The sequence below is a fragment of the Pseudomonas sp. R4-39-08 genome, from assembly GCF_003852275.1.
In the GTDB taxonomy this organism is placed as follows: domain Bacteria; phylum Pseudomonadota; class Gammaproteobacteria; order Pseudomonadales; family Pseudomonadaceae; genus Aquipseudomonas.
Window position 1 is genome coordinate 5704499 of record NZ_CP027733.1, and the last position, 17892, is coordinate 5722390.

General features: G+C 61.8%; 19 protein-coding genes and 1 pseudogene. 15 read left to right on the plus strand and 5 right to left on the minus strand.

What is annotated here, in order from left to right; genetic code table 11:
* Positions 1-40: 40 nt before the first annotated feature.
* Positions 41-820, plus strand: a complete 780-nt coding sequence (locus C4J88_RS26550) for an exodeoxyribonuclease III (protein ID WP_003195493.1) — start codon at positions 41-43, stop codon at positions 818-820.
* Positions 821-877: 57 nt separating this feature from the next.
* Here C4J88_RS26550 and C4J88_RS26555 read toward each other — a convergent pair whose 3' ends face one another.
* Together C4J88_RS26555 and rph are read right to left on the minus strand one after the other, a co-directional pair.
* Positions 878-1249: a DUF4870 domain-containing protein gene (locus C4J88_RS26555; RefSeq protein WP_124364976.1), complete on the minus strand. Its 372-nt coding sequence runs from the start codon at positions 1247-1249 to the stop codon at positions 878-880.
* Positions 1250-1271: 22 nt separating this feature from the next.
* On the minus strand, positions 1272-1994 hold the full coding sequence (gene rph, locus C4J88_RS26560) for a ribonuclease PH (protein WP_124368821.1): 723 nt from the start codon (positions 1992-1994) through the stop codon (positions 1272-1274).
* Positions 1995-2178: 184 nt separating this feature from the next.
* On the opposite strand from rph, the gene C4J88_RS26565 reads away from it, so the two are divergent.
* The 6 genes from C4J88_RS26565 (at position 2179) to C4J88_RS26590 (ending at position 7490) form a co-directional block, all read left to right on the plus strand.
* Positions 2179-3042 (plus strand): YicC/YloC family endoribonuclease, encoded by an 864-nt coding sequence (locus C4J88_RS26565; RefSeq protein ID WP_124364978.1) that lies wholly within the window; start codon positions 2179-2181, stop codon positions 3040-3042.
* A gap of 10 nt (positions 3043-3052) precedes the next feature.
* Complete coding sequence (gene gmk / locus C4J88_RS26570; RefSeq protein ID WP_124408503.1) at positions 3053-3673, plus strand: guanylate kinase; 621 nt, start codon at positions 3053-3055, stop codon at positions 3671-3673.
* A gap of 167 nt (positions 3674-3840) precedes the next feature.
* The gene (rpoZ, locus tag C4J88_RS26575) at positions 3841-4104 is read left to right on the plus strand and encodes a DNA-directed RNA polymerase subunit omega (RefSeq protein WP_003176920.1); all 264 of its coding nucleotides are present in this window, start codon (positions 3841-3843) and stop codon (positions 4102-4104) included.
* A gap of 60 nt (positions 4105-4164) precedes the next feature.
* On the plus strand, positions 4165-6270 hold the full coding sequence (gene spoT / locus C4J88_RS26580; RefSeq protein ID WP_124364979.1) for a bifunctional GTP diphosphokinase/guanosine-3',5'-bis pyrophosphate 3'-pyrophosphohydrolase: 2106 nt from the start codon (positions 4165-4167) through the stop codon (positions 6268-6270).
* A 39-nt stretch (positions 6271-6309) separates the two neighbouring features.
* Complete coding sequence (locus tag C4J88_RS26585; protein WP_003176922.1) at positions 6310-6690, plus strand: RidA family protein; 381 nt, start codon at positions 6310-6312, stop codon at positions 6688-6690.
* Between the two features lie 56 nt (positions 6691-6746).
* Positions 6747-7490 (plus strand): hypothetical protein, encoded by a 744-nt coding sequence (locus tag C4J88_RS26590; RefSeq protein WP_124408504.1) that lies wholly within the window; start codon positions 6747-6749, stop codon positions 7488-7490.
* 62 nt (positions 7491-7552) lie between these two features.
* Here C4J88_RS26590 and C4J88_RS26595 read toward each other — a convergent pair whose 3' ends face one another.
* Positions 7553-8404, minus strand: coding sequence for an SDR family oxidoreductase (locus C4J88_RS26595; RefSeq protein ID WP_124408505.1), 852 nt, complete (start codon positions 8402-8404; stop codon positions 7553-7555).
* Between the two features lie 189 nt (positions 8405-8593).
* Here C4J88_RS26595 and exbB point away from each other — a divergent pair, with 189 nt between their 5' ends.
* The 8 genes and pseudogenes from exbB to C4J88_RS26635 form a co-directional block, all read left to right on the plus strand.
* Positions 8594-9550 (plus strand): tonB-system energizer ExbB, encoded by a 957-nt coding sequence (exbB, locus tag C4J88_RS26600; RefSeq protein WP_124368826.1) that lies wholly within the window; start codon positions 8594-8596, stop codon positions 9548-9550.
* Positions 9551-9556: 6 nt separating this feature from the next.
* Entirely contained in the window at positions 9557-9982 is a 426-nt protein-coding gene (gene exbD, locus C4J88_RS26605) for a TonB system transport protein ExbD (RefSeq protein WP_003195519.1), read from the plus strand.
* Complete coding sequence (locus C4J88_RS26610; RefSeq protein WP_124364984.1) at positions 9979-10725, plus strand: energy transducer TonB; 747 nt, start codon at positions 9979-9981, stop codon at positions 10723-10725. The genes exbD and C4J88_RS26610 overlap by 4 nt, the downstream gene beginning before the upstream one ends.
* Positions 10726-10884: 159 nt before the next feature.
* Entirely contained in the window at positions 10885-11805 is a 921-nt protein-coding gene (locus C4J88_RS26615; protein WP_124368827.1) for a hydrogen peroxide-inducible genes activator, read from the plus strand.
* A gap of 8 nt (positions 11806-11813) precedes the next feature.
* Positions 11814-13889, plus strand: coding sequence for an ATP-dependent DNA helicase RecG (recG, locus tag C4J88_RS26620; RefSeq protein ID WP_124368828.1), 2076 nt, complete (start codon positions 11814-11816; stop codon positions 13887-13889).
* Positions 13890-13966: 77 nt separating this feature from the next.
* Complete coding sequence (locus tag C4J88_RS26625) at positions 13967-15367, plus strand: aminoacyl-tRNA deacylase and HDOD domain-containing protein (RefSeq protein WP_124368829.1); 1401 nt, start codon at positions 13967-13969, stop codon at positions 15365-15367.
* 495 nt (positions 15368-15862) lie between these two features.
* Positions 15863-16120: a DUF6124 family protein gene (locus C4J88_RS26630; protein ID WP_124368831.1), complete on the plus strand. Its 258-nt coding sequence runs from the start codon at positions 15863-15865 to the stop codon at positions 16118-16120.
* Between the two features lie 6 nt (positions 16121-16126).
* Positions 16127-16336, plus strand: a pseudogene (locus C4J88_RS26635) (histidine kinase); the annotation flags it as partial.
* Between the two features lie 125 nt (positions 16337-16461).
* Here the strand turns inward: C4J88_RS26635 and C4J88_RS26640 are convergent.
* Complete coding sequence (locus C4J88_RS26640; RefSeq protein WP_032803751.1) at positions 16462-16836, minus strand: hypothetical protein; 375 nt, start codon at positions 16834-16836, stop codon at positions 16462-16464.
* Between the two features lie 124 nt (positions 16837-16960).
* Complete coding sequence (gene tagQ / locus C4J88_RS26645; RefSeq protein WP_124408506.1) at positions 16961-17884, minus strand: type VI secretion system-associated lipoprotein TagQ; 924 nt, start codon at positions 17882-17884, stop codon at positions 16961-16963.
* Between the last annotated feature and the right edge of the window lie 8 nt (positions 17885-17892).

The window sequence follows — 17892 nt, forward strand, 5'->3', positions numbered from 1 at the left end:
CGGCGTGTATCATACACGCACGCGATTTTTGGGGCCATTTATGCGGATCATCAGTGTGAACGTTAATGGTATTCAGGCTGCAGTCGAGCGTGGTTTGCTCAGTTGGCTGCAAGCACAGAATGCCGACGTCATCTGCCTGCAGGACACCCGCGCCTCCGCCTTTGAACTGGACGACCCAGCCTTCCAACTGGATGGCTACTTCCTTTATGCCTGCGATGCCGAAGTGCCCACCCAAGGTGGCGTGGCTTTGTACTCGCGGTTGCAACCCAAGGCGGTCATCAGCGGCCTCGGCTTCGAGACAGCCGACCGCTACGGGCGCTACCTGCAAGCCGATTTCGACAAGGTCAGCATCGCGACCTTGCTGCTTCCTTCGGGGCAGAACGGCGATGAAGACTTGAACCAGAAATTCAAGCTAATGGACGATTTCGCCCGTTATCTGGATAAACAGCGACGCAAACGTCGCGAGTACATTTATTGTGGCTCGCTGTACGTGGCGCAACAGAAGCTGGATATCAAGAACTGGCGCGACAGCCAGCAATCCCCGGGTTTCCTGGCGCCGGAACGGGCCTGGATGGACGAGATTGTCGGCAACATGGGCTATGTCGACGCCCTGCGCGAAGTCAGCCGCGAAGGCGACCAGTACAGCTGGTGGCCGGATAACGAACAGGCTGAAATGCTCAACCTGGGTTGGCGTTTCGACTACCAGCTGCTGACCCCAGGTCTGCGCCGGTTCGTACGCAGTGCCCGCTTGCCGCGCCAGCCGCGCTTCTCGCAGCACGCGCCACTGATCGTGGACTACGACTGGACCTTGACCATCTGAGGTGTTTTTCCAGGCACAAAAAAACCGACAGCGATGTCGGTTTTTTTTGGATGGCGATTATTTGACCAGACGCCAGGTCAGAGGATAGCGATAGGCGATCCCCTTGTTGGCCTTGATACTGCCGATGATGGTCAGCACCACCGTGGCAATCGCCAGGGCAATCATCAGGAAGAAACCAATCACTGCGAAGGCCAGCACGATGCAAGCGATCCAGGCGATGGCGACGGTGATCTGGAAATTCAGGGCTTCCTTGCCCTGATCATCAATAAACGCATCCTGCTCCTTCTTCATCTGCCACAGGATCAGTGGCCCCACAACGCTGCCGAAGGGGAACACGAACCCCAGAAACGCCGCGAGATGGCACAACATTGCCCCCTGCCGCACTTCGTAGGAAGGCGCAGGCACCGGCATTTGGCTGTTGTCATTCATGGCGTTTCTCCTTGAGACCGGCTCAGTCAGCCAGTGCGGCGTTCTGCAGTTCGAAAATTTCGTTCATGCCTTTCTGCGCCAAGGCCAGCATGGCGTTCAGTTCAGCTGGCTGGAATGGCGCGCCTTCGGCGGTGCCCTGCACTTCAATGAAACCACCGGTGCTGGTCATGACCACGTTCAGGTCGGTCTCGGCGGCCGAGTCTTCCAGGTAGTCCAGGTCCAACACCGGCTCGCCCTGGTACATGCCGACCGAGACGGCGGCGATCATTTGCTTGAGCGGGTCGCCGCCTTTGAGGCCGCCACGCTTCTTGATCACTTTCAATGCGTCAACCAGGGCCACCATGGCGCCGGTGATCGAGGCGGTGCGGGTGCCGCCGTCGGCCTGGATCACGTCGCAATCGACGTACAGGGTCACGTCGCCCAGCTTGGTCATGTCCAGGGCTGCGCGCAGGGAACGGCCGATCAGGCGCTGGATTTCCAGGGTACGTCCGCCCTGCTTGCCACGGCTGGCCTCACGCTGGTTACGCTCGCCAGTGGCGCGCGGCAGCATGCCGTATTCAGCGGTCAACCAACCCTGGCCCTGGCCTTTGAGGAAGCGCGGCACGCCGTTCTCGACGCTGACGGTGCAGATGACCTTGGTATCGCCAAACTCGACCAGTACGGACCCCTCGGCGTGTTTGGTGTAGTTGCGGGTGATGCGGATCGAGCGGAGCTGATCGGCAGCGCGACCACTTGGACGTTTCATAGGGAATACCTGTACTGAGGACGAAAAACTGCCGAGCATTATAGAGCCGCCAGCCGATTCGGGGCACTTCTTAAAATCCGGTTACGAATGCGCATGTTTGGGCGCCTCCTGCGCACTGCGCTACAATCCTGCGCCTTCTTAACCACCAGCCCGTGTTTGCGGGACTGTAACGCGAGGTACCTCCATGGTGCACAGCATGACCGCCTTTGCCCGCGTCGAAAAAGCCGGCGCACAAGGCACCCTGAGCTGGGAACTGCGCTCGGTCAACAGCCGCTACCTGGAGCCGCATCTGCGCCTGCCGGAGTCGTTCCGCGACCTCGAGGGCGCCGTGCGTGAAGCGCTGCGCCAGGGCATTTCCCGCGGCAAGCTGGAATGCACCCTGCGCTTTACCGAAGAAACCACCGGCAAACCATTGCAGGTCGACCGCGACCGCGCCGCGCAACTGGTGGCTGCCGCTGAAACCATCGCCAGCCTGATCAAGCAGCCGGCCGCGCTGAACCCCCTGGAAGTGCTGGCCTGGCCCGGCGTGCTGGTGGCCGACGCCACCGACCCGCAAGCCCTCAACGCCGAGGCCCTGGCCCTGTTCAACCTGGGCCTCAAGGAACTCAAGGCCGGCCGCGAGCGTGAAGGCGCCGAGCTGGCGCGGTTGATCAGCGAGCGCTTGAGCTCAATCGAAGAAGACGTCGTCACCCTGCGTGAGCTGGTGCCGCAGATGCTCGCCACCCAGCGCCAGAAGGTCCTGGATCGCTTCGCCGACATGAAGGCCGACCTCGACCCCGTGCGCCTGGAGCAGGAAATGGTCCTGCTGGCACAAAAGAGTGATGTCGCCGAAGAGCTCGATCGCCTGAGCACCCACATCCTCGAAGTGCGCCGCGTGCTCAAGTCCGGTGGTGCCGCCGGTCGGCGCCTGGACTTCCTGATGCAGGAACTCAACCGCGAAGCCAATACACTGGGCTCCAAAGCGTTTGATCCACGCAGCACCACGGCTGCGGTCAACCTCAAAGTGTTGATCGAGCAAATGCGCGAACAAGTACAGAATATTGAGTAAGGCACCCTCCATGACCCACAGCACCGGCACCCTTTACATCATTTCCGCCCCTTCGGGCGCGGGCAAGAGCAGCCTGGTCAAGGCGCTGACCGACGCTGACGAGCAGATCCGCATCTCGGTTTCCCACACCACGCGCGCCATGCGCCCGGGTGAAGTGAACGGCGTGCACTATCACTTCGTCGAGCGTACCGAGTTCGTCAAGATGATCGAGCACGGTGACTTCCTGGAGCGCGCCGAAGTGTTCGGCAACCTCTATGGCACTTCGCAAAGCCATCTGCAGCAGACGCTGGATGAAGGCCACGACCTGATTCTGGAAATCGACTGGCAGGGCGCCGAACAAGTGCGCCAGCTGATGCCCAAGGCGCGCTCGATCTTCATCCTGCCGCCCTCGCTTGCAGCCCTGCACCAGCGCCTGACCAACCGCGGCCAGGACAGCGACGAGATCATCGAGGGCCGCATGCGCGAAGCCGTCAGCGAAATGAGCCACTACGTCGACTACGACTACCTGATCATCAACGACGATTTTGCCCACGCGCTGGATGATTTAAAGGCGATTTTCCGCGCCAACCAGCTGCAGCAAAAGCGTCAACAGCAGCGTTTCGGCAAATTACTCGCCGAACTGCTCGGCTGATTGGCCCTTCCCAAAACCGCTGCAAGGGCTTTACATTGGCACTTGCAGCGGTTTTGCGAGGGCCTGCGAAAAATCAGCGCTTCCCTAAACGCTGGTGATTTTTTAAACTGCTCAGTCCGCTCGCCCAACCGGGCAGCGCGCATCTTGCATTCGCTCCGAGGAATACCATGGCCCGCGTAACCGTTGAAGACTGCCTAGAACACGTGGATAACCGCTTTGAGCTGGTCATGCTCTCTACCAAGCGTGCCCGTCAACTGGCCACTGGCGGCAAAGAGCCCCTGGTCCAGTGGGAAAACGACAAGCCTACCGTTGTAGCCCTGCGTGAAATCGCAGAAGGCCTGATGAGCTATGAGTTCATCGCCAACGCTGAAATCGTTGAAGACGAACCGCTGTTCGCAGCGTTCGAGGACGAGTCCAACGAGGCCGTCTAAGCCTATGCCTGGTCGACGTAGCACGGCGCGGAGTCACAGCCTTCGGCAGGAGTTCACACTTTGCCGAGCATAGACGCCCTCGCCGATCGCTTATCGGCCTACCTCGGCCCCGACCAGGTCAACCTGGTCCGCCGAGCGTATTTCTACGCCGAACAAGCTCACGATGGCCAACGCCGTCGTAGTGGCGAAGCGTATGTCACCCATCCTCTTGCGGTGGCAAATATTCTGGCCGACATGCACATGGACCATCAGAGCTTGATGGCCGCGATGCTGCATGACGTGATCGAAGACACCGGCATCGCCAAGGAAGCGCTCAGCGCGCAATTTGGCGAAACCGTGGCCGAGCTGGTCGACGGGGTCAGCAAACTGACCCAGATGAACTTCGAGACCAAGGCCGAAGCCCAGGCGGAAAACTTCCAGAAGATGGCCATGGCCATGGCCCGCGATATCCGCGTGATCCTGGTCAAGCTGGCCGACCGGCTGCACAACATGCGCACGCTGGAAGTGCTCTCCGGCGAAAAACGCCGGCGAATCGCCAAGGAAACCCTGGAAATCTACGCGCCCATCGCCAACCGGCTGGGCATGCACGCCATTCGTATCGAGTTCGAAGACCTCGGTTTCAAGGCCATGCACCCGATGCGCTCGGCGCGCATCTACCAGGCGGTCAAGCGCGCCCGGGGCAACCGCAAGGAAATCGTCAACAAGATCGAAGAGTCCCTGAGCCATTGCCTGGCGATCGACGAGATCGAAGGCGAAGTCAGCGGACGGCAGAAACACATCTACGGCATCTACAAGAAGATGCGCGGCAAGCGTCGGGCCTTCAACGAGATCATGGACGTGTATGCGTTCCGGATCATCGTCGACAAGGTCGACACCTGCTACCGCGTACTGGGCGCTGTACATAATTTGTACAAACCGCTGCCGGGGCGCTTCAAGGACTACATCGCGATTCCCAAGGCCAACGGCTATCAGTCGCTGCATACCACGTTGTTCGGTATGCACGGCGTGCCGATCGAGATCCAGATCCGCACCCGCGAAATGGAAGAGATGGCCAACAACGGCATCGCTGCCCATTGGCTGTACAAATCCAGCGGCGATGAGCAGCCCAAAGGCACCCATGCCCGTGCCCGCCAGTGGGTCAAGGGCGTGCTGGAGATGCAGCAACGTGCCGGCAACTCCCTGGAGTTCATCGAAAGCGTAAAGATCGACCTGTTCCCGGACGAGGTCTACGTGTTCACGCCCAAAGGCCGGATCATGGAGCTGCCCAAAGGCTCCACGGCGGTCGACTTTGCCTACGCCGTGCATACCGATGTGGGCAACAGCTGCATCGCCTGTCGGATCAATCGTCGTCTCGCACCGCTGTCCGAACCGCTGCAAAGCGGCTCCACGGTGGAGATCGTCAGCGCCCCAGGCGCGCGGCCGAATCCAGCCTGGCTCAACTTCGTGGTGACCGGCAAGGCGCGTACGCATATCCGCCACGCTTTGAAACTGCAGCGGCGTTCCGAATCCATCAGCCTGGGCGAACGCCTGCTGAACAAGGTGCTCAACGGTTTTGACAGCGCCTTGGACAAGGTCCCGCAGGAGCGCGTGCAAGCGATGCTTCACGAGTACCGCCAGGAAACCATCGAGGACCTGCTCGAAGACATCGGCCTGGGCAACCGCATGGCCTACGTGGTTGCACGCCGCCTGCTCGGCGAAGGCGAACAGCTGCCGAGCCCCGAAGGCCCGCTGGCGATTCGCGGCACCGAGGGCCTGGTGCTCAGCTATGCCAAATGCTGCACACCGATCCCGGGCGACCCGATTGTCGGCCACCTGTCGGCGGGCAAAGGCATGGTGGTGCACCTGGACAACTGCCGCAATATCAGCGAAATCCGGCACAACCCGGAAAAATGCATCCAGCTTTCGTGGGCCAAGGATGTCACCGGCGAATTCAATGTCGAGCTGCGCGTGGAGCTGGAGCACCAGCGTGGCCTGATCGCGCTGCTGGCCAGCAGCGTCAACGCGGCCGACGGCAATATCGAGAAAATCAGCATGGACGAACGCGATGGGCGCATCAGCGTGGTCCAGCTGGTGGTCAGCGTGCACGACCGCGTGCACCTGGCCCGCGTGATCAAGAAACTGCGTGCCTTGACCGGGGTGATTCGCATCACCCGCATGCGTGCGTAGTTCTTCAAACAAGCCATCGCCTATTACGAGGAGTCATTCATGACCAAGACAGTAATCACTAGCGACAAAGCCCCGGCCGCCATCGGTACGTATTCCCAGGCGATCAAGGCGGGCAATACCGTCTACATGTCCGGCCAGATCCCGCTGGACCCAAAGACCATGGAACTGGTGGAAGGCTTTGAAGCACAGACCGTACAGGTCTTCGAAAACCTCAAGTCCGTGGCTGAAGCGGCTGGCGGTTCGTTCAAAGACATCGTCAAGCTGAACATCTTCCTCACCGACCTGAGCCACTTCGCCAAGGTCAACGAGATCATGGGCAAGTACTTCGAACAGCCGTACCCAGCCCGCGCCGCCATCGGCGTCGCTGCCCTGCCAAAGGGCGCGCAGGTTGAAATGGACGCGATTCTGGTCATCGAGTAAAAGCACCCGGCGCAGCCTCAACCGCTGCGCCGACTTTGTTTCAGAAGGATTTAGTCATGCGCAAAGCGCTTATTGCCTCTTCGTTGCTCGCCTTGCTGCTCGGCGGCTGTGCCAGCAACCCTGCCAATCTGGATGTGAGCGGTACCTGGATCAACCAGGCCGCCATCGATGCGGCAGCCAAGGGCGGCCCTTTGCGTGAAGCCTTGCAGACCTTTGGCCCGAACCTCGAATGGGAGGTCAACACCAAGGCCCTGCAGGCACGCTACTACAACGGTTTTGAAGTGGCGGAAGGCAAGTTGCTGGCGCAAAAGCCCGGCGCCTGGAGCGTGGACTTCTACGGCAGCTCTGCCACCGAGCTCAAGCGCAGAGGCAAAAAGCTGCTGCAGGTGGCCAACGACAACGAGCCTGAGCAACTGTTCACGCGCTCCAAGGACCCGGCTCCGGAGGGCGCGCCACTGGGCGCCAACTTCGAGCGGGCGCTTTATGCGGCGTACTTGGGCGGAGACTGGAAGATCACCGACGGTGTCGGTAATGGCGCCACGGTACAGTTCCAGGCCAACGGCAAAGTCGCCGGCCTGCCTGGCGCTGATCAGTATTCGCTGTGCCTGGCCGGGGATTGCGCCTCCATGAGCGGCGGCTACGACAGCCTTTGGCTGCAGGAGAATGGCGTGGGCAACCCGTGGATCTTTGCGCGCAAAGGCAAGCAGCTGGAAATCTTCCAGGCGATCAACACCGCGCAGGCGGATGAAGTGCCCCAGTTCACGCCAGGCCCGCGCCAATGGCTGCTTGAAAAGCAATAACCGCTGCGACACAGATCCAAATGTGGGAGTGGGCTTGCCCCCTCCCACATTTTTAATCGAGTTCAGCCCTTCAGGATCGCTGCATAGCCTTCGCGATAAGTCGGATACGTCGGCTTCCAGCCCAGCGCCTTGATGCGCGCATTGCTGCACTGCTTGCTGCCCGCACGCCGCACACTGGCGTCCTCGGACCACTCCGTCACGCCCAGATACTCGCGCAACCAACCCACCACCTCGGCCAATGGCGCCGGCGCATCGTCGACCCCGATATAAACCTTGTCCAGCGAACCGCCCTGCTCCACATACCGCAACAAAAACGCCAACAAGCCCGCCGCGTCATCGGCGTGAATCCGGTTGCCATATAAAGGCGGGTCGACGGCTACGCGATAACCCTGCCGAACCTGTGTCAGCAGCCACTCGCGGCCCGGGCCATAAATGCCGGTCAGCCGCACGACGCTCGCGGGGATGCCACCATTGAGTGCCACTTGCTCGGCTTCGAGCATGACTTGGCCGGAATAACCCTTCGCCTGTGTTTCAGAGGTTTCGTCGACCCACTCGCCATTCTGCTGCCCATATACGCTGCTGCTGGACACAAACAGCAAATGCCTGGGCGTCTGGCCGTAATCGCCCAGCCACTCCAGCACATGCTGCAACCCCTGCACGTAGGCAGCGCGGTAACCGGTCTCATCGTGGTCGGTGGCCGCAGCGCAGTACACCAGGTAATCCACCCCGCCGATCGGCCAGGTATCGGGACAGGCTTTATCGAACAGATCACCGGCGATGCCGATCACGCCGGCGGGAAGGCGCGAAATATCGCGGCGCAGGCCATGCACCTCCCATCCTGCGGCCAGCAATTGGCTAGCCAGCCGACTACCCACATCGCCGCAACCGGCAATCACAACAGAAGGCGCAGACATCATAAAACTCCATTCTCAAAGGCGCAGATTAGCCGCGCGAGAGGATCAACGGCCAGTAAAAAGCGAAATAAAGTAACAGTGCCACTTTAGTTAACAAGAATTACTTGCAATAATAACCACCCATTTGTCCTCGACCCACAGGGGTCTGGCAGGACGATCACCCATTATTTTCTCTCAGGTCCGGCCAGCATGACACGTCATACAAACCCCGCTTCGCCAACCAAGCCTCACAGCCCATCCCGCGCCTGGCGTGCGATTGCTGCGATGCTGTTCAGCGTACTGCTGGCGCCGACCGCCGCCTTCGCTGATGCCACCGCACCTGCCGCGCCAGCCGCTGCCGAGCAGAATACCGCCACCCCGGCTGCGCCAACCGACCCGGCCCAGGCTGCAGCTCCTGCCGACGGCACTGGCGTAGTGCTGGAAGAAGACAACACCCTGGGCATGGCCCATGACCTGTCCCCGTGGGGCATGTACCAGAACGCCGACGTGGTGGTGAAAGCCGTGATGATCGGCCTGGCTATCGCCTCTATCATTACCTGGACCATCTGGATCGCCAAAGGCTTCGAGCTGCTGGGCGCCAAGCGTCGTCTGCGCACTGAAATCGTCCACTTGAAGAAGGCCGCCACCCTCAAGGAAGCGAGTGAAACCGCCACCAAGAAGGGCACCCTGGCCAACCTGCTGGTGCATGACGCCCTGGAAGAAATGCGCCTGTCGGCCAACACCCGCGAAAAAGAAGGCATCAAGGAACGCGTCAGCTTCCGCCTGGAGCGCCTGGTGGCCGCGTGCGGTCGCAACATGAGCAGTGGCACCGGCGTGCTAGCGACCATCGGTTCCACCGCCCCCTTCGTCGGCCTGTTCGGTACCGTGTGGGGCATCATGAACAGCTTCATCGGCATCGCCAAAACCCAGACCACCAACCTCGCCGTGGTTGCTCCCGGCATCGCCGAAGCCTTGCTGGCTACGGCCCTGGGCCTGGTTGCCGCGATCCCAGCGGTGGTGATCTACAACGTCTTCGCCCGTTCGATCGCCGGCTACAAGGCCCAGGTATCGGACGCGTCGGCAGAAGTCCTGCTGCTGGTCAGCCGCGACCTCGATCACCTGCCTACCGAGCGCAGCTCGCAACCGCACATGGTGAAAGTGGGGTAATCGGCCATGGGCCTGCATTTGAATCAAGGCGACGACGAGCTCGTCGAGAATCACGAAATCAACGTCACGCCGTTTATCGACGTGATGCTGGTGCTGCTGATCATCTTCATGGTGGCGGCACCGTTGGCTACCGTGGACATCAAGGTTGACCTTCCCGCGTCCAGCGCCAAGCCGGCGCCACGCCCGGAGAAGCCGATTTTTCTCAGCGTGAAGGCCGACCAGCGCCTGTTCCTGGGCGAAGAAGAAGTCAAGGCTGAAACCCTGGGGCCGGTGCTCGATGCCAAGACCCAAGGCAAGAAAGACACGACGATCTTCTTCCAGGCCGACAAGGGCGTGGACTACGGCGACCTGATGAGCGTGATGGACGCCTTGCGGGCAGCCGGCTACCTCAAGGTAGGCCTGGTCGGACTTGAGACGGCAGCCAAGAAATGATCACGACGCGCCACAAACTGACGCGTTATGGCAGCAGCCTCGCAGTCGTGCTGGGCGTGCATGCCGTCGCGATCATCATCGCGCTTAAATGGTCCGCGCCGCAGGCGATCCCGTTGCCTCCGGCCGCGATGGTCATCGACCTGGCGCCCCTGCCGGCGCCACCGCCGCCGCCTGCACCGCCCAAGGTCGTTGCGCCACCGCCACCACCGGTCGAAGAGCTGCCGCTGCCGAAGTTGGCCGAGGCGCCCAAGCCGACGATCCAGGTGCCTAAGCCGGTCAAGCCAAAGCCCAAGCCACAACCGCCTAAGCCGGTGGAGAAGAAGCCCGAGCCGCCCAAGGAGAAACCTTCCGAGGAGCCACCGAGCGACACGCCGCCGAGCAACGCGCCTGCGCAGAAATCCGCCCAGCCCGCTCCGGGCCCGTCGGCGCAACAGCTTGCCGCCCAGGCCTCCTGGCAAAGCACCCTGCTGGCGCACCTGCAGAAGTACAAGAAGTACCCGCCGGGCGCCCAGCAACGTGGCAAGGAAGGCATGAACCGCTTGCGCTTCGTGGTCGATGGCGAAGGCAATGTGCTGTCCTACGAGTTGGAGGGCCGCTCCGGCAACGCCGACCTGGACCGCGCCACGCTGGAGATGATCCGCAAGGCTCAACCCCTGCCCAAACCACCGGCCGACCTGTTGAAAAACGGCAGTGTGGAGCTCGTCGCACCGTTCGTTTACAACATCGATAAACGTCGCCGCTAGCAGGGCAATGTGGAAGGGGGCTGGCTCCCTTCCACATTCAGCGGCAGCGAATCAGCAAAATTACCGACAGTCCTCGCTCAATCCCCAGCAAAGTTCTGATAACGTGCGTCTATCGATTGCAGCCGGTATGCTTGGCCCGCAACCTCATGGACGCCCGCTATGACTCTTACAGAATTACGCTACATCGTGACCCTCGCCCAAGAACAGCACTTCGGCCACGCGGCCGAGCGTTGCCACGTCAGCCAGCCGACGCTGTCGGTGGGCGTGAAAAAGCTCGAAGACGAACTCGGTGTGCTGATTTTCGAGCGCAGCAAGAGCGCCGTGCGCCTCACCCCGGTGGGCGAAGGCATCGTTGCCCAGGCCCAGAAGGTGCTGGAACAAGCGCAAAGCATTCGCGAGCTGGCCCAAGCCGGCAAGAACCAGCTGACCGCACCGCTCAAGGTCGGCGCCATCTACACCGTCGGCCCGTACCTGTTCCCCCATCTGATCCCGCAACTGCACCGCGTCGCGCCGCAGATGCCGCTATATATCGAAGAAAACTTCACCCACGTGCTGCGCGACAAACTGCGCAACGGCGAGCTGGACGCGATCATCATCGCCTTGCCGTTCAACGAGGCGGACGTGCTGACCCTGCCGCTCTACGACGAGCCGTTCTACGTACTGATGCCCGCCTCGCACCCATGGACCCAGAAGGAAACCATCGACGCCGGCCTGCTCAATGACAAGAGCCTGCTGCTGCTCGGTGAAGGCCACTGCTTCCGCGACCAGGTGCTGGAAGCCTGCCCGACCCTGACCAAAGGCAACGACGGCGCCAAGCACACCACGGTGGAATCCAGCTCCCTGGAGACCATTCGCCACATGGTCGCGTCCGGCCTGGGTATTTCGATCCTGCCGTTGTCGGCGGTAGACAGCCATCACTACGCCCCCGGCGTAATCGAAGTGCGCCCACTTACGCCGCCGGTGCCCTTCCGTACCGTGGCAATCGCCTGGCGCGCCAGCTTTCCACGGCCAAAAGCCATCGAGATCCTCGCCGACTCGATCCGCCTGTGCTCGGTGGCCAAACCGTCTGCTGCGAGCTGAGTAACGGTATGACTGAGCTGTCGCAGGTGCCGGTGACGGCACTCAAGGGTGTCGGTGAGGCCATGGCCGAGAAACTCGCCAAGGTCGGCCTGGAAAACCTTCAGGACGTGCTGTTCCACCTGCCGCTGCGCTATCAGGATCGCACCCGCGTCGTGCCCATCGGCCACTTGCGTCCCGGCCAGGACGCGGTGATCGAAGGCACCGTCAGCGGCGCCGACGTGGTGATGGGCAAGCGCCGCAGCCTGGTGGTGCGCCTGCAGGACGGCACCGGTGGCCTGAGCCTGCGCTTCTACCATTTCAGCAATGCGCAGAAAGAAGGCCTCAAGCGCGGCACCCGCGTGCGCTGCTACGGCGAAGCGCGTCCGGGGGCCTCGGGCCTGGAGATCTACCACCCGGAGTACCGCGCCATTACCGGCGATGAACCGCCGCCGGTGGACACCACCCTCACGCCGATCTACCCGCTGACCGAAGGCCTCACCCAGCAACGCCTGCGCCAGTTGTGCATGCAGACCCTGACGATGCTCGGACCGCAAAGCCTGCCCGACTGGTTGCCGCTGGAGCTGGCCCGCGATTATCAGCTGGCGCCTCTGGCGGATGCGATTCGCTACCTGCATCACCCGCCGGCCGACGCCGATGTCGACGAACTCGCCCTCGGCCACCACTGGGCGCAGCATCGCCTGGCCTTCGAAGAACTGCTGACCCATCAACTGTCCCAGCAGCGCCTGCGCGAAAGCATGCGCTCGCTGCGCGCACCGGCGATGCCCAAAGCCACGCGCCTGCCCGCGCAATACCTGGCCAACCTGGGCTTCGCACCGACCGGCGCGCAGCAACGCGTCGGCAACGAAATCGCCTACGACCTCAGCCAGCAGGAACCGATGCTGCGCCTGATCCAGGGCGATGTGGGCGCGGGCAAGACCGTGGTCGCCGCCCTCGCCGCCTTGCAGGCCCTGGAAGCCGGTTACCAGGTCGCGTTGATGGCGCCCACGGAAATTCTCGCTGAGCAACACTTCATCACCTTCAAACGCTGGCTCGAGCCGCTGGGGCTGGAAGTCGCGTGGCTGGCCGGCAAGCTCAAGGGCAAGACGCGCGCAGCAGCGCTGGAGCAGATTGCCGGCGGCGCACCGATGGTGGTGGGCACCCATGCGCTGTTCCAGGATGAAGTGCAGTTCAAGAACCTGGCCCTGGTGATCATCGACGAACAGCACCGCTTTGGCGTGCAACAGCGCCTGGCCCTGCGCCAGAAAGGCGTGGGTGGGCGCATGAACCCGCACCAGTTGATCATGACCGCCACGCCAATCCCGCGCACCCTGGCGATGAGTGCCTACGCCGATCTCGACACCTCGATCCTCGACGAACTGCCGCCCGGCCGTACGCCGGTCAACACCGTGCTGGTCACCGACACGCGACGCGTCGAGGTGATCGAACGCGTGCGCGGCGCCTGCGCCGAAGGCCGCCAGGCGTACTGGGTGTGTACGCTGATCGAAGAGTCCGAGGAGCTGACCTGCCAGGCCGCCGAAACCACCTATGAAGACCTCACCAGTGCCCTGGGCGAGCTCAAGGTCGGGCTGATCCACGGCCGTATGAAACCTGCCGAAAAAGCTGCAGTGATGGCCGAGTTCAAGGCCGGTAACCTGCAATTGCTCGTGGCCACCACCGTGATCGAGGTCGGCGTGGACGTGCCCAACGCCAGCCTGATGATCATCGAGAACCCCGAACGCCTGGGCCTGGCCCAACTGCACCAATTGCGCGGCCGTGTCGGGCGGGGCAGCGCCGCCAGCCACTGCGTGCTGCTGTATCACCCGCCGCTGTCGCAGATCGGCCGCCAACGGCTGGGCATCATGCGCGAAACCAACGACGGCTTTGTCATCGCTGAAAAAGACCTCGAGCTGCGCGGCCCGGGAGAAATGCTCGGTACCCGCCAAACCGGTTTGCTGCAATTCAAGGTCGCCGACCTGATGCGCGACGCCGACCTGTTGCCCGCAGTGCGCGATGCGGCGCAGGCGCTGCTGGAACGCTGGCCTGAGCATGTCAGCCCGCTGCTCAACCGTTGGCTGCGGCACGGGCAGCAATACGGCCAAGTGTGACAGCCGACTCACTTATCCGACCTACACCTCTACCAAGCTGGTTATACTCCAATGAATGAAAAAAATTGGATCAGGCCATGTCAGAAGTTGCCCTCGCTACCGCCCCACTGACCGCCCCGCCGGTCATTCGGGCGTTGCTCGCAAAGCTCGCCATCCCCTACACGGAAGTCGCTGAACAGACGGGCCTGAACCCTGCGCGAAAGGTCCAGGCGGTACTGCTCGAAGATGCCGTTGGCGCGCTCATGGTGCTGTTCCCCCAAAGCCAGTTGCTCGACCTCAACCGCCTTACCGAGCTCACCGGTCGCCGCCTCACCGCTGTGGCGCCGGAGCGCGTCGAGCGCATGCTGGGCAAGCATGAGCTGAACCTGCTGCCGGGCCTGCCGCCGCTCACCAGTTCGCCGTGCCTGTATGAAGGCAGCCTGCTCAACGAGCCGAGTCTATTGGTGCATTCGGGCGAAGCCGGGTTGCTGCTGGAAATCGCCAGCGAGCACTTCAAGACCATGCTGACCAAGGCCAGTGCGGCTCAGTTCGGCGAGCCCCTGAGCAACATTCGCCCCAACCTCGACCGCCCCAATGATGATCGTGAGGAAATCACCCAGGCGATGCAGGCATTCACTGCCCGCCGTATTCAGCAACGCCTGGAAGCGACCATCGAGATTCCGCCACTGGCCGACACCGCGCAGAAGATCATCAAGCTGCGTGTCGACCCCAACGCCACCATCGACGACATCACCGGCGTGGTGGAAACCGACCCGGCCCTGGCCGCCCAAGTAGTGAGCTGGGCGGCGTCGCCCTACTACGCTTCGCCGGGCAAGATCCGCTCGGTGGAAGACGCCATCGTGCGCGTGCTGGGCTTCGATCTGGTGATCAACCTGGCGCTGGGCCTGGCCCTGGGTAAAACCCTGAGCCTGCCCAAGGACCGCCCGCATCCGTCCACGCCGTACTGGCACCAGTCGATCTACACCGCCGCCGTGATCGAAGGCCTGACCCGCGCCATGCCCCGCGCCCAGCGCCCGGAAGCCGGCCTCACCTACCTGGCAGGGTTGCTGCACAACTTTGGTTACCTGCTGCTGGCCCATGTGTTCCCGCCGCACTTTTCGCTGATCTGCCGCCACCTGGAGGTCAACCCGCACCTGTGCCACAGCTACGTGGAACAACACCTGCTGGGCATCAGCCGCGAGCAGATCGGCGCCTGGCTGATGCGTTACTGGGACATGCCGGACGAACTGTCCACCGCCCTGCGCTTCCAGCATGACCCGAGCTATGACGGGCAGTACGCCGAATACCCGAACCTGGTGTGCCTGGCCGTGCGCCTGTTGCGCAGCCGAGGAATCGGTTCCGGGCCGGATGAAACCATCCCGGATGCACTGCTTGAGCGTCTGGGCTTGAGCCGGGAAAAGGCTGAAGACGTAGTCGGCAAGGTGCTGGATGCCGAAGTGTTGTTGCGCGAACTAGCCTCGCAGTTCAGCCAGCACTGAATCTGTCGACAGTCACACCGCTATCGGGGGCAAGCCCCCTCCCACACTTAACCGAGTTCCAGCTGTGGAATGCGGTCGAATGTGGGAGGGGGCTTGCCCCCGATGAATCCACCTCGGTTTAACTGAACGCTTACTTCTTTTTCTTCGGCTTGGCTGGCGCAAAGCCAAACAACTGTCCGTTCGGCTAGAAACAGAAACGTCTTACAAGGCGTTGAGGTTGCCGCTAGGACACTCAATCTCTAGTCTCAGTGCACCGTTGCACAATCAGCGGTCGGGCGTCGCGGCCCGTATTTCTTCAGACGCAAAAGCGTCATCGTGTCCTTTCAGTTGGCGCTTTTTTGTCGTCTACTGTGCGGCGCTATGGCGGCTGTGCGCGGGATACCTTCGGGTATGCCGATGTTCTGGAGAGTCGGTCCGCGAACCTGCGTACAGCTGCCACCCCCATCGCGTCGCGGCGATCAATGGCAGCTCCTTTAATATCTCCGGAGTTTCACCATGATCAAACCCACCCCAAATCCCCCAATCGATCCAGCACCCAGCGTGCTATTCACCGTGAAAGACGGCATCCCCACGCAAGACCTACTGGTCAACCTCAGCGAAACACTGGCCTCGGCCAATGCGCTGAGTTGCGACCTGGCCTTTGACCTTGAAGGACCGAAACGAGAGGAACTGCTGGGCGTTACGCAGTTAATCGAACTGGCACAGTTGCTGGCTGATCGAGTACTCACTGTCTCGGGGCAAGTAAACCCATGAGATGTCGGGCAGTACGCCGAATACCCGAACCTGGTGTGCCTGGCCGTGCGCCTGTTGCGCAGCCGGGGGATCGGTTCCGGGCCGGATGAAACCATCCCGGATGCACTGCTCGAGCGCCTGGGCTTGAGCCGGGAAAAGGCTGAAGACGTGGTCGGCAAGGTGCTAGATGCCGAGGTGTTGTTGCGGGAATTGGCGTCGCAGTTCAGCCAGCACTGAACCTGATCATTCCCACGCTCCGCGTGGGAATGCATCCCGTGACGCTCCGCGTCACCACTTAAGAGCGGACGCGGAGCGTCCAAAGCGGCATTCCCACGCAGAGCGTGGGAACGATCACTGAACGCTTACTTCTTTTTCTTCGGCTTCAGATACTTGGTCAACCCCTGAAACCAGATCACCAGCGCCGGGTTGCCCTTGATCTGGATCGACTTGTCCTGAATCCCCGTCATGAACGCCAGTTGCTTGTTCTTCGCCTGCATCGTGGCGAAGCCGTAGGCGGCGTCTTTGAAGGCAATCGCAAAGGCAGGCTCAGGGTGTACACCCGAGCGGCTGGTGATGCGCTGGTCTTTGACGATGAAGTGACGGGCAACCTTGCCGTCGAGGGTCTGCAACTGGAAGGCCAGGTCTTTGTCACCTAGCTGCTGCTGGAAGGCGGGGTTGGTGCGGCTGGCTTTGCCCATCATCAGGCCCAGCACCCACAGGAGAAGACGAAATTTCATGCACACGGCCTCGGTGTAATTATTGAGTGGCCGCAGCAGTGTAACGATTTGCAAACAGAACGCCACCGATCTCGCGCTTTAGCGGGAGATCGGTTGACGTTTAACGCTTATAGCAACAGGTTACTTAAACGTTAGGGCAAGGCACCGGCGCCCAATCGGCCAGGTTTGGATCGCGGCAGCTGCCTTCGAGCTGAGCCTTGCCGGAGCTGGCGACCTGCTTGCTTTCAGCCTGCTTGGCCTGAACGGTCTGGATGCTCTTCTCGGTGGTCACCGCTTCTTTCGGCACGGTCGGGAGCACGGGTTTCTTGGCCGGCTTCACGGCTTTCTTGCCTTTGACCGGAGTGACCACAGGCGTGGTGTCGGCGGTGGCCACGGTCACCACGTCGCTACGCTGCACGCCAACCTGCTGCAGGTCTTTCTCGTAGGCCTGGGTGTAGTTGTTGAGGTCTTCGCTGGCTTTGCCGTTGACCGCAACGATCAAGTCATTGGATTCCTTCAGGCCCGCAACGATTTCCGCCAGGCGCTTGCGGCCCTCGGTGTCGTTGACGGTCTTGGCCTTGCGGTCTGCGACCAGCTTGCTGAATGCGCTCTGGTAGCACTGTTGCGAGGCCTTGGCATAGGCGGTGCTGCGGTCGATGTCCGAGGCGCTTTTGTTGAAGTCGGTGGAGTAGGAAGCGATGCGCTGGTTGTCATCGCTGATCTGCTTCTGACGCTCGGTGTAGTAGCCCGCCGCGCCACCCGCCAGGGCGCCGCCCGCTGCGCCGATAGCGGCGTTGCGGCCGCGCTTTTCCTTGTCGCCGGTCAGGGCGCCCAGCAAGGCACCGCCGGCCGCGCCGATGGCTGCGCCGGTCACCACCGACTTGGTCATGTTCGAATCGGTAGCACGCAGGTGCTGCACCGGCTCGTAGCAGTTGGGGTAGTACTCAACCTTGGTGCTCGACGCGACCTTGGACGCAGGCGACGTTGCGCAACCGGTCAACACGGTGCTGAAACCGGCCGCAATCAGCAGCAGGTGACGCTTGGAAACCAACTTACGGGAAAAAAGCATAGGTGTGA

What these genes read in the sequence shown, in the direction of transcription:
- C4J88_RS26550 (WP_003195493.1), top strand. Translation starts at nt 41, where the DNA reads ATGCGGATCATCAGTGTGAACGTTAATGGTATTCAGGCTGCAGTCGAG.
- C4J88_RS26555 (WP_124364976.1), bottom strand. Translation starts at nt 1,249, where the DNA reads ATGAATGACAACAGCCAAATGCCGGTGCCTGCGCCTTCCTACGAAGTG.
- rph (WP_124368821.1), bottom strand. Translation starts at nt 1,994, where the DNA reads ATGAAACGTCCAAGTGGTCGCGCTGCCGATCAGCTCCGCTCGATCCGC.
- C4J88_RS26565 (WP_124364978.1), top strand. Translation starts at nt 2,179, where the DNA reads ATGGTGCACAGCATGACCGCCTTTGCCCGCGTCGAAAAAGCCGGCGCA.
- gmk (WP_124408503.1), top strand. Translation starts at nt 3,053, where the DNA reads ATGACCCACAGCACCGGCACCCTTTACATCATTTCCGCCCCTTCGGGC.
- rpoZ (WP_003176920.1), top strand. Translation starts at nt 3,841, where the DNA reads ATGGCCCGCGTAACCGTTGAAGACTGCCTAGAACACGTGGATAACCGC.
- C4J88_RS26585 (WP_003176922.1), top strand. Translation starts at nt 6,310, where the DNA reads ATGACCAAGACAGTAATCACTAGCGACAAAGCCCCGGCCGCCATCGGT.
- C4J88_RS26590 (WP_124408504.1), top strand. Translation starts at nt 6,747, where the DNA reads ATGCGCAAAGCGCTTATTGCCTCTTCGTTGCTCGCCTTGCTGCTCGGC.
- C4J88_RS26595 (WP_124408505.1), bottom strand. Translation starts at nt 8,404, where the DNA reads ATGTCTGCGCCTTCTGTTGTGATTGCCGGTTGCGGCGATGTGGGTAGT.
- exbB (WP_124368826.1), top strand. Translation starts at nt 8,594, where the DNA reads ATGACACGTCATACAAACCCCGCTTCGCCAACCAAGCCTCACAGCCCA.
- exbD (WP_003195519.1), top strand. Translation starts at nt 9,557, where the DNA reads ATGGGCCTGCATTTGAATCAAGGCGACGACGAGCTCGTCGAGAATCAC.
- C4J88_RS26610 (WP_124364984.1), top strand. Translation starts at nt 9,979, where the DNA reads ATGATCACGACGCGCCACAAACTGACGCGTTATGGCAGCAGCCTCGCA.
- C4J88_RS26615 (WP_124368827.1), top strand. Translation starts at nt 10,885, where the DNA reads ATGACTCTTACAGAATTACGCTACATCGTGACCCTCGCCCAAGAACAG.
- recG (WP_124368828.1), top strand. Translation starts at nt 11,814, where the DNA reads ATGACTGAGCTGTCGCAGGTGCCGGTGACGGCACTCAAGGGTGTCGGT.
- C4J88_RS26625 (WP_124368829.1), top strand. Translation starts at nt 13,967, where the DNA reads ATGTCAGAAGTTGCCCTCGCTACCGCCCCACTGACCGCCCCGCCGGTC.
- C4J88_RS26630 (WP_124368831.1), top strand. Translation starts at nt 15,863, where the DNA reads ATGATCAAACCCACCCCAAATCCCCCAATCGATCCAGCACCCAGCGTG.
- C4J88_RS26640 (WP_032803751.1), bottom strand. Translation starts at nt 16,836, where the DNA reads ATGAAATTTCGTCTTCTCCTGTGGGTGCTGGGCCTGATGATGGGCAAA.
- tagQ (WP_124408506.1), bottom strand. Translation starts at nt 17,884, where the DNA reads ATGCTTTTTTCCCGTAAGTTGGTTTCCAAGCGTCACCTGCTGCTGATT.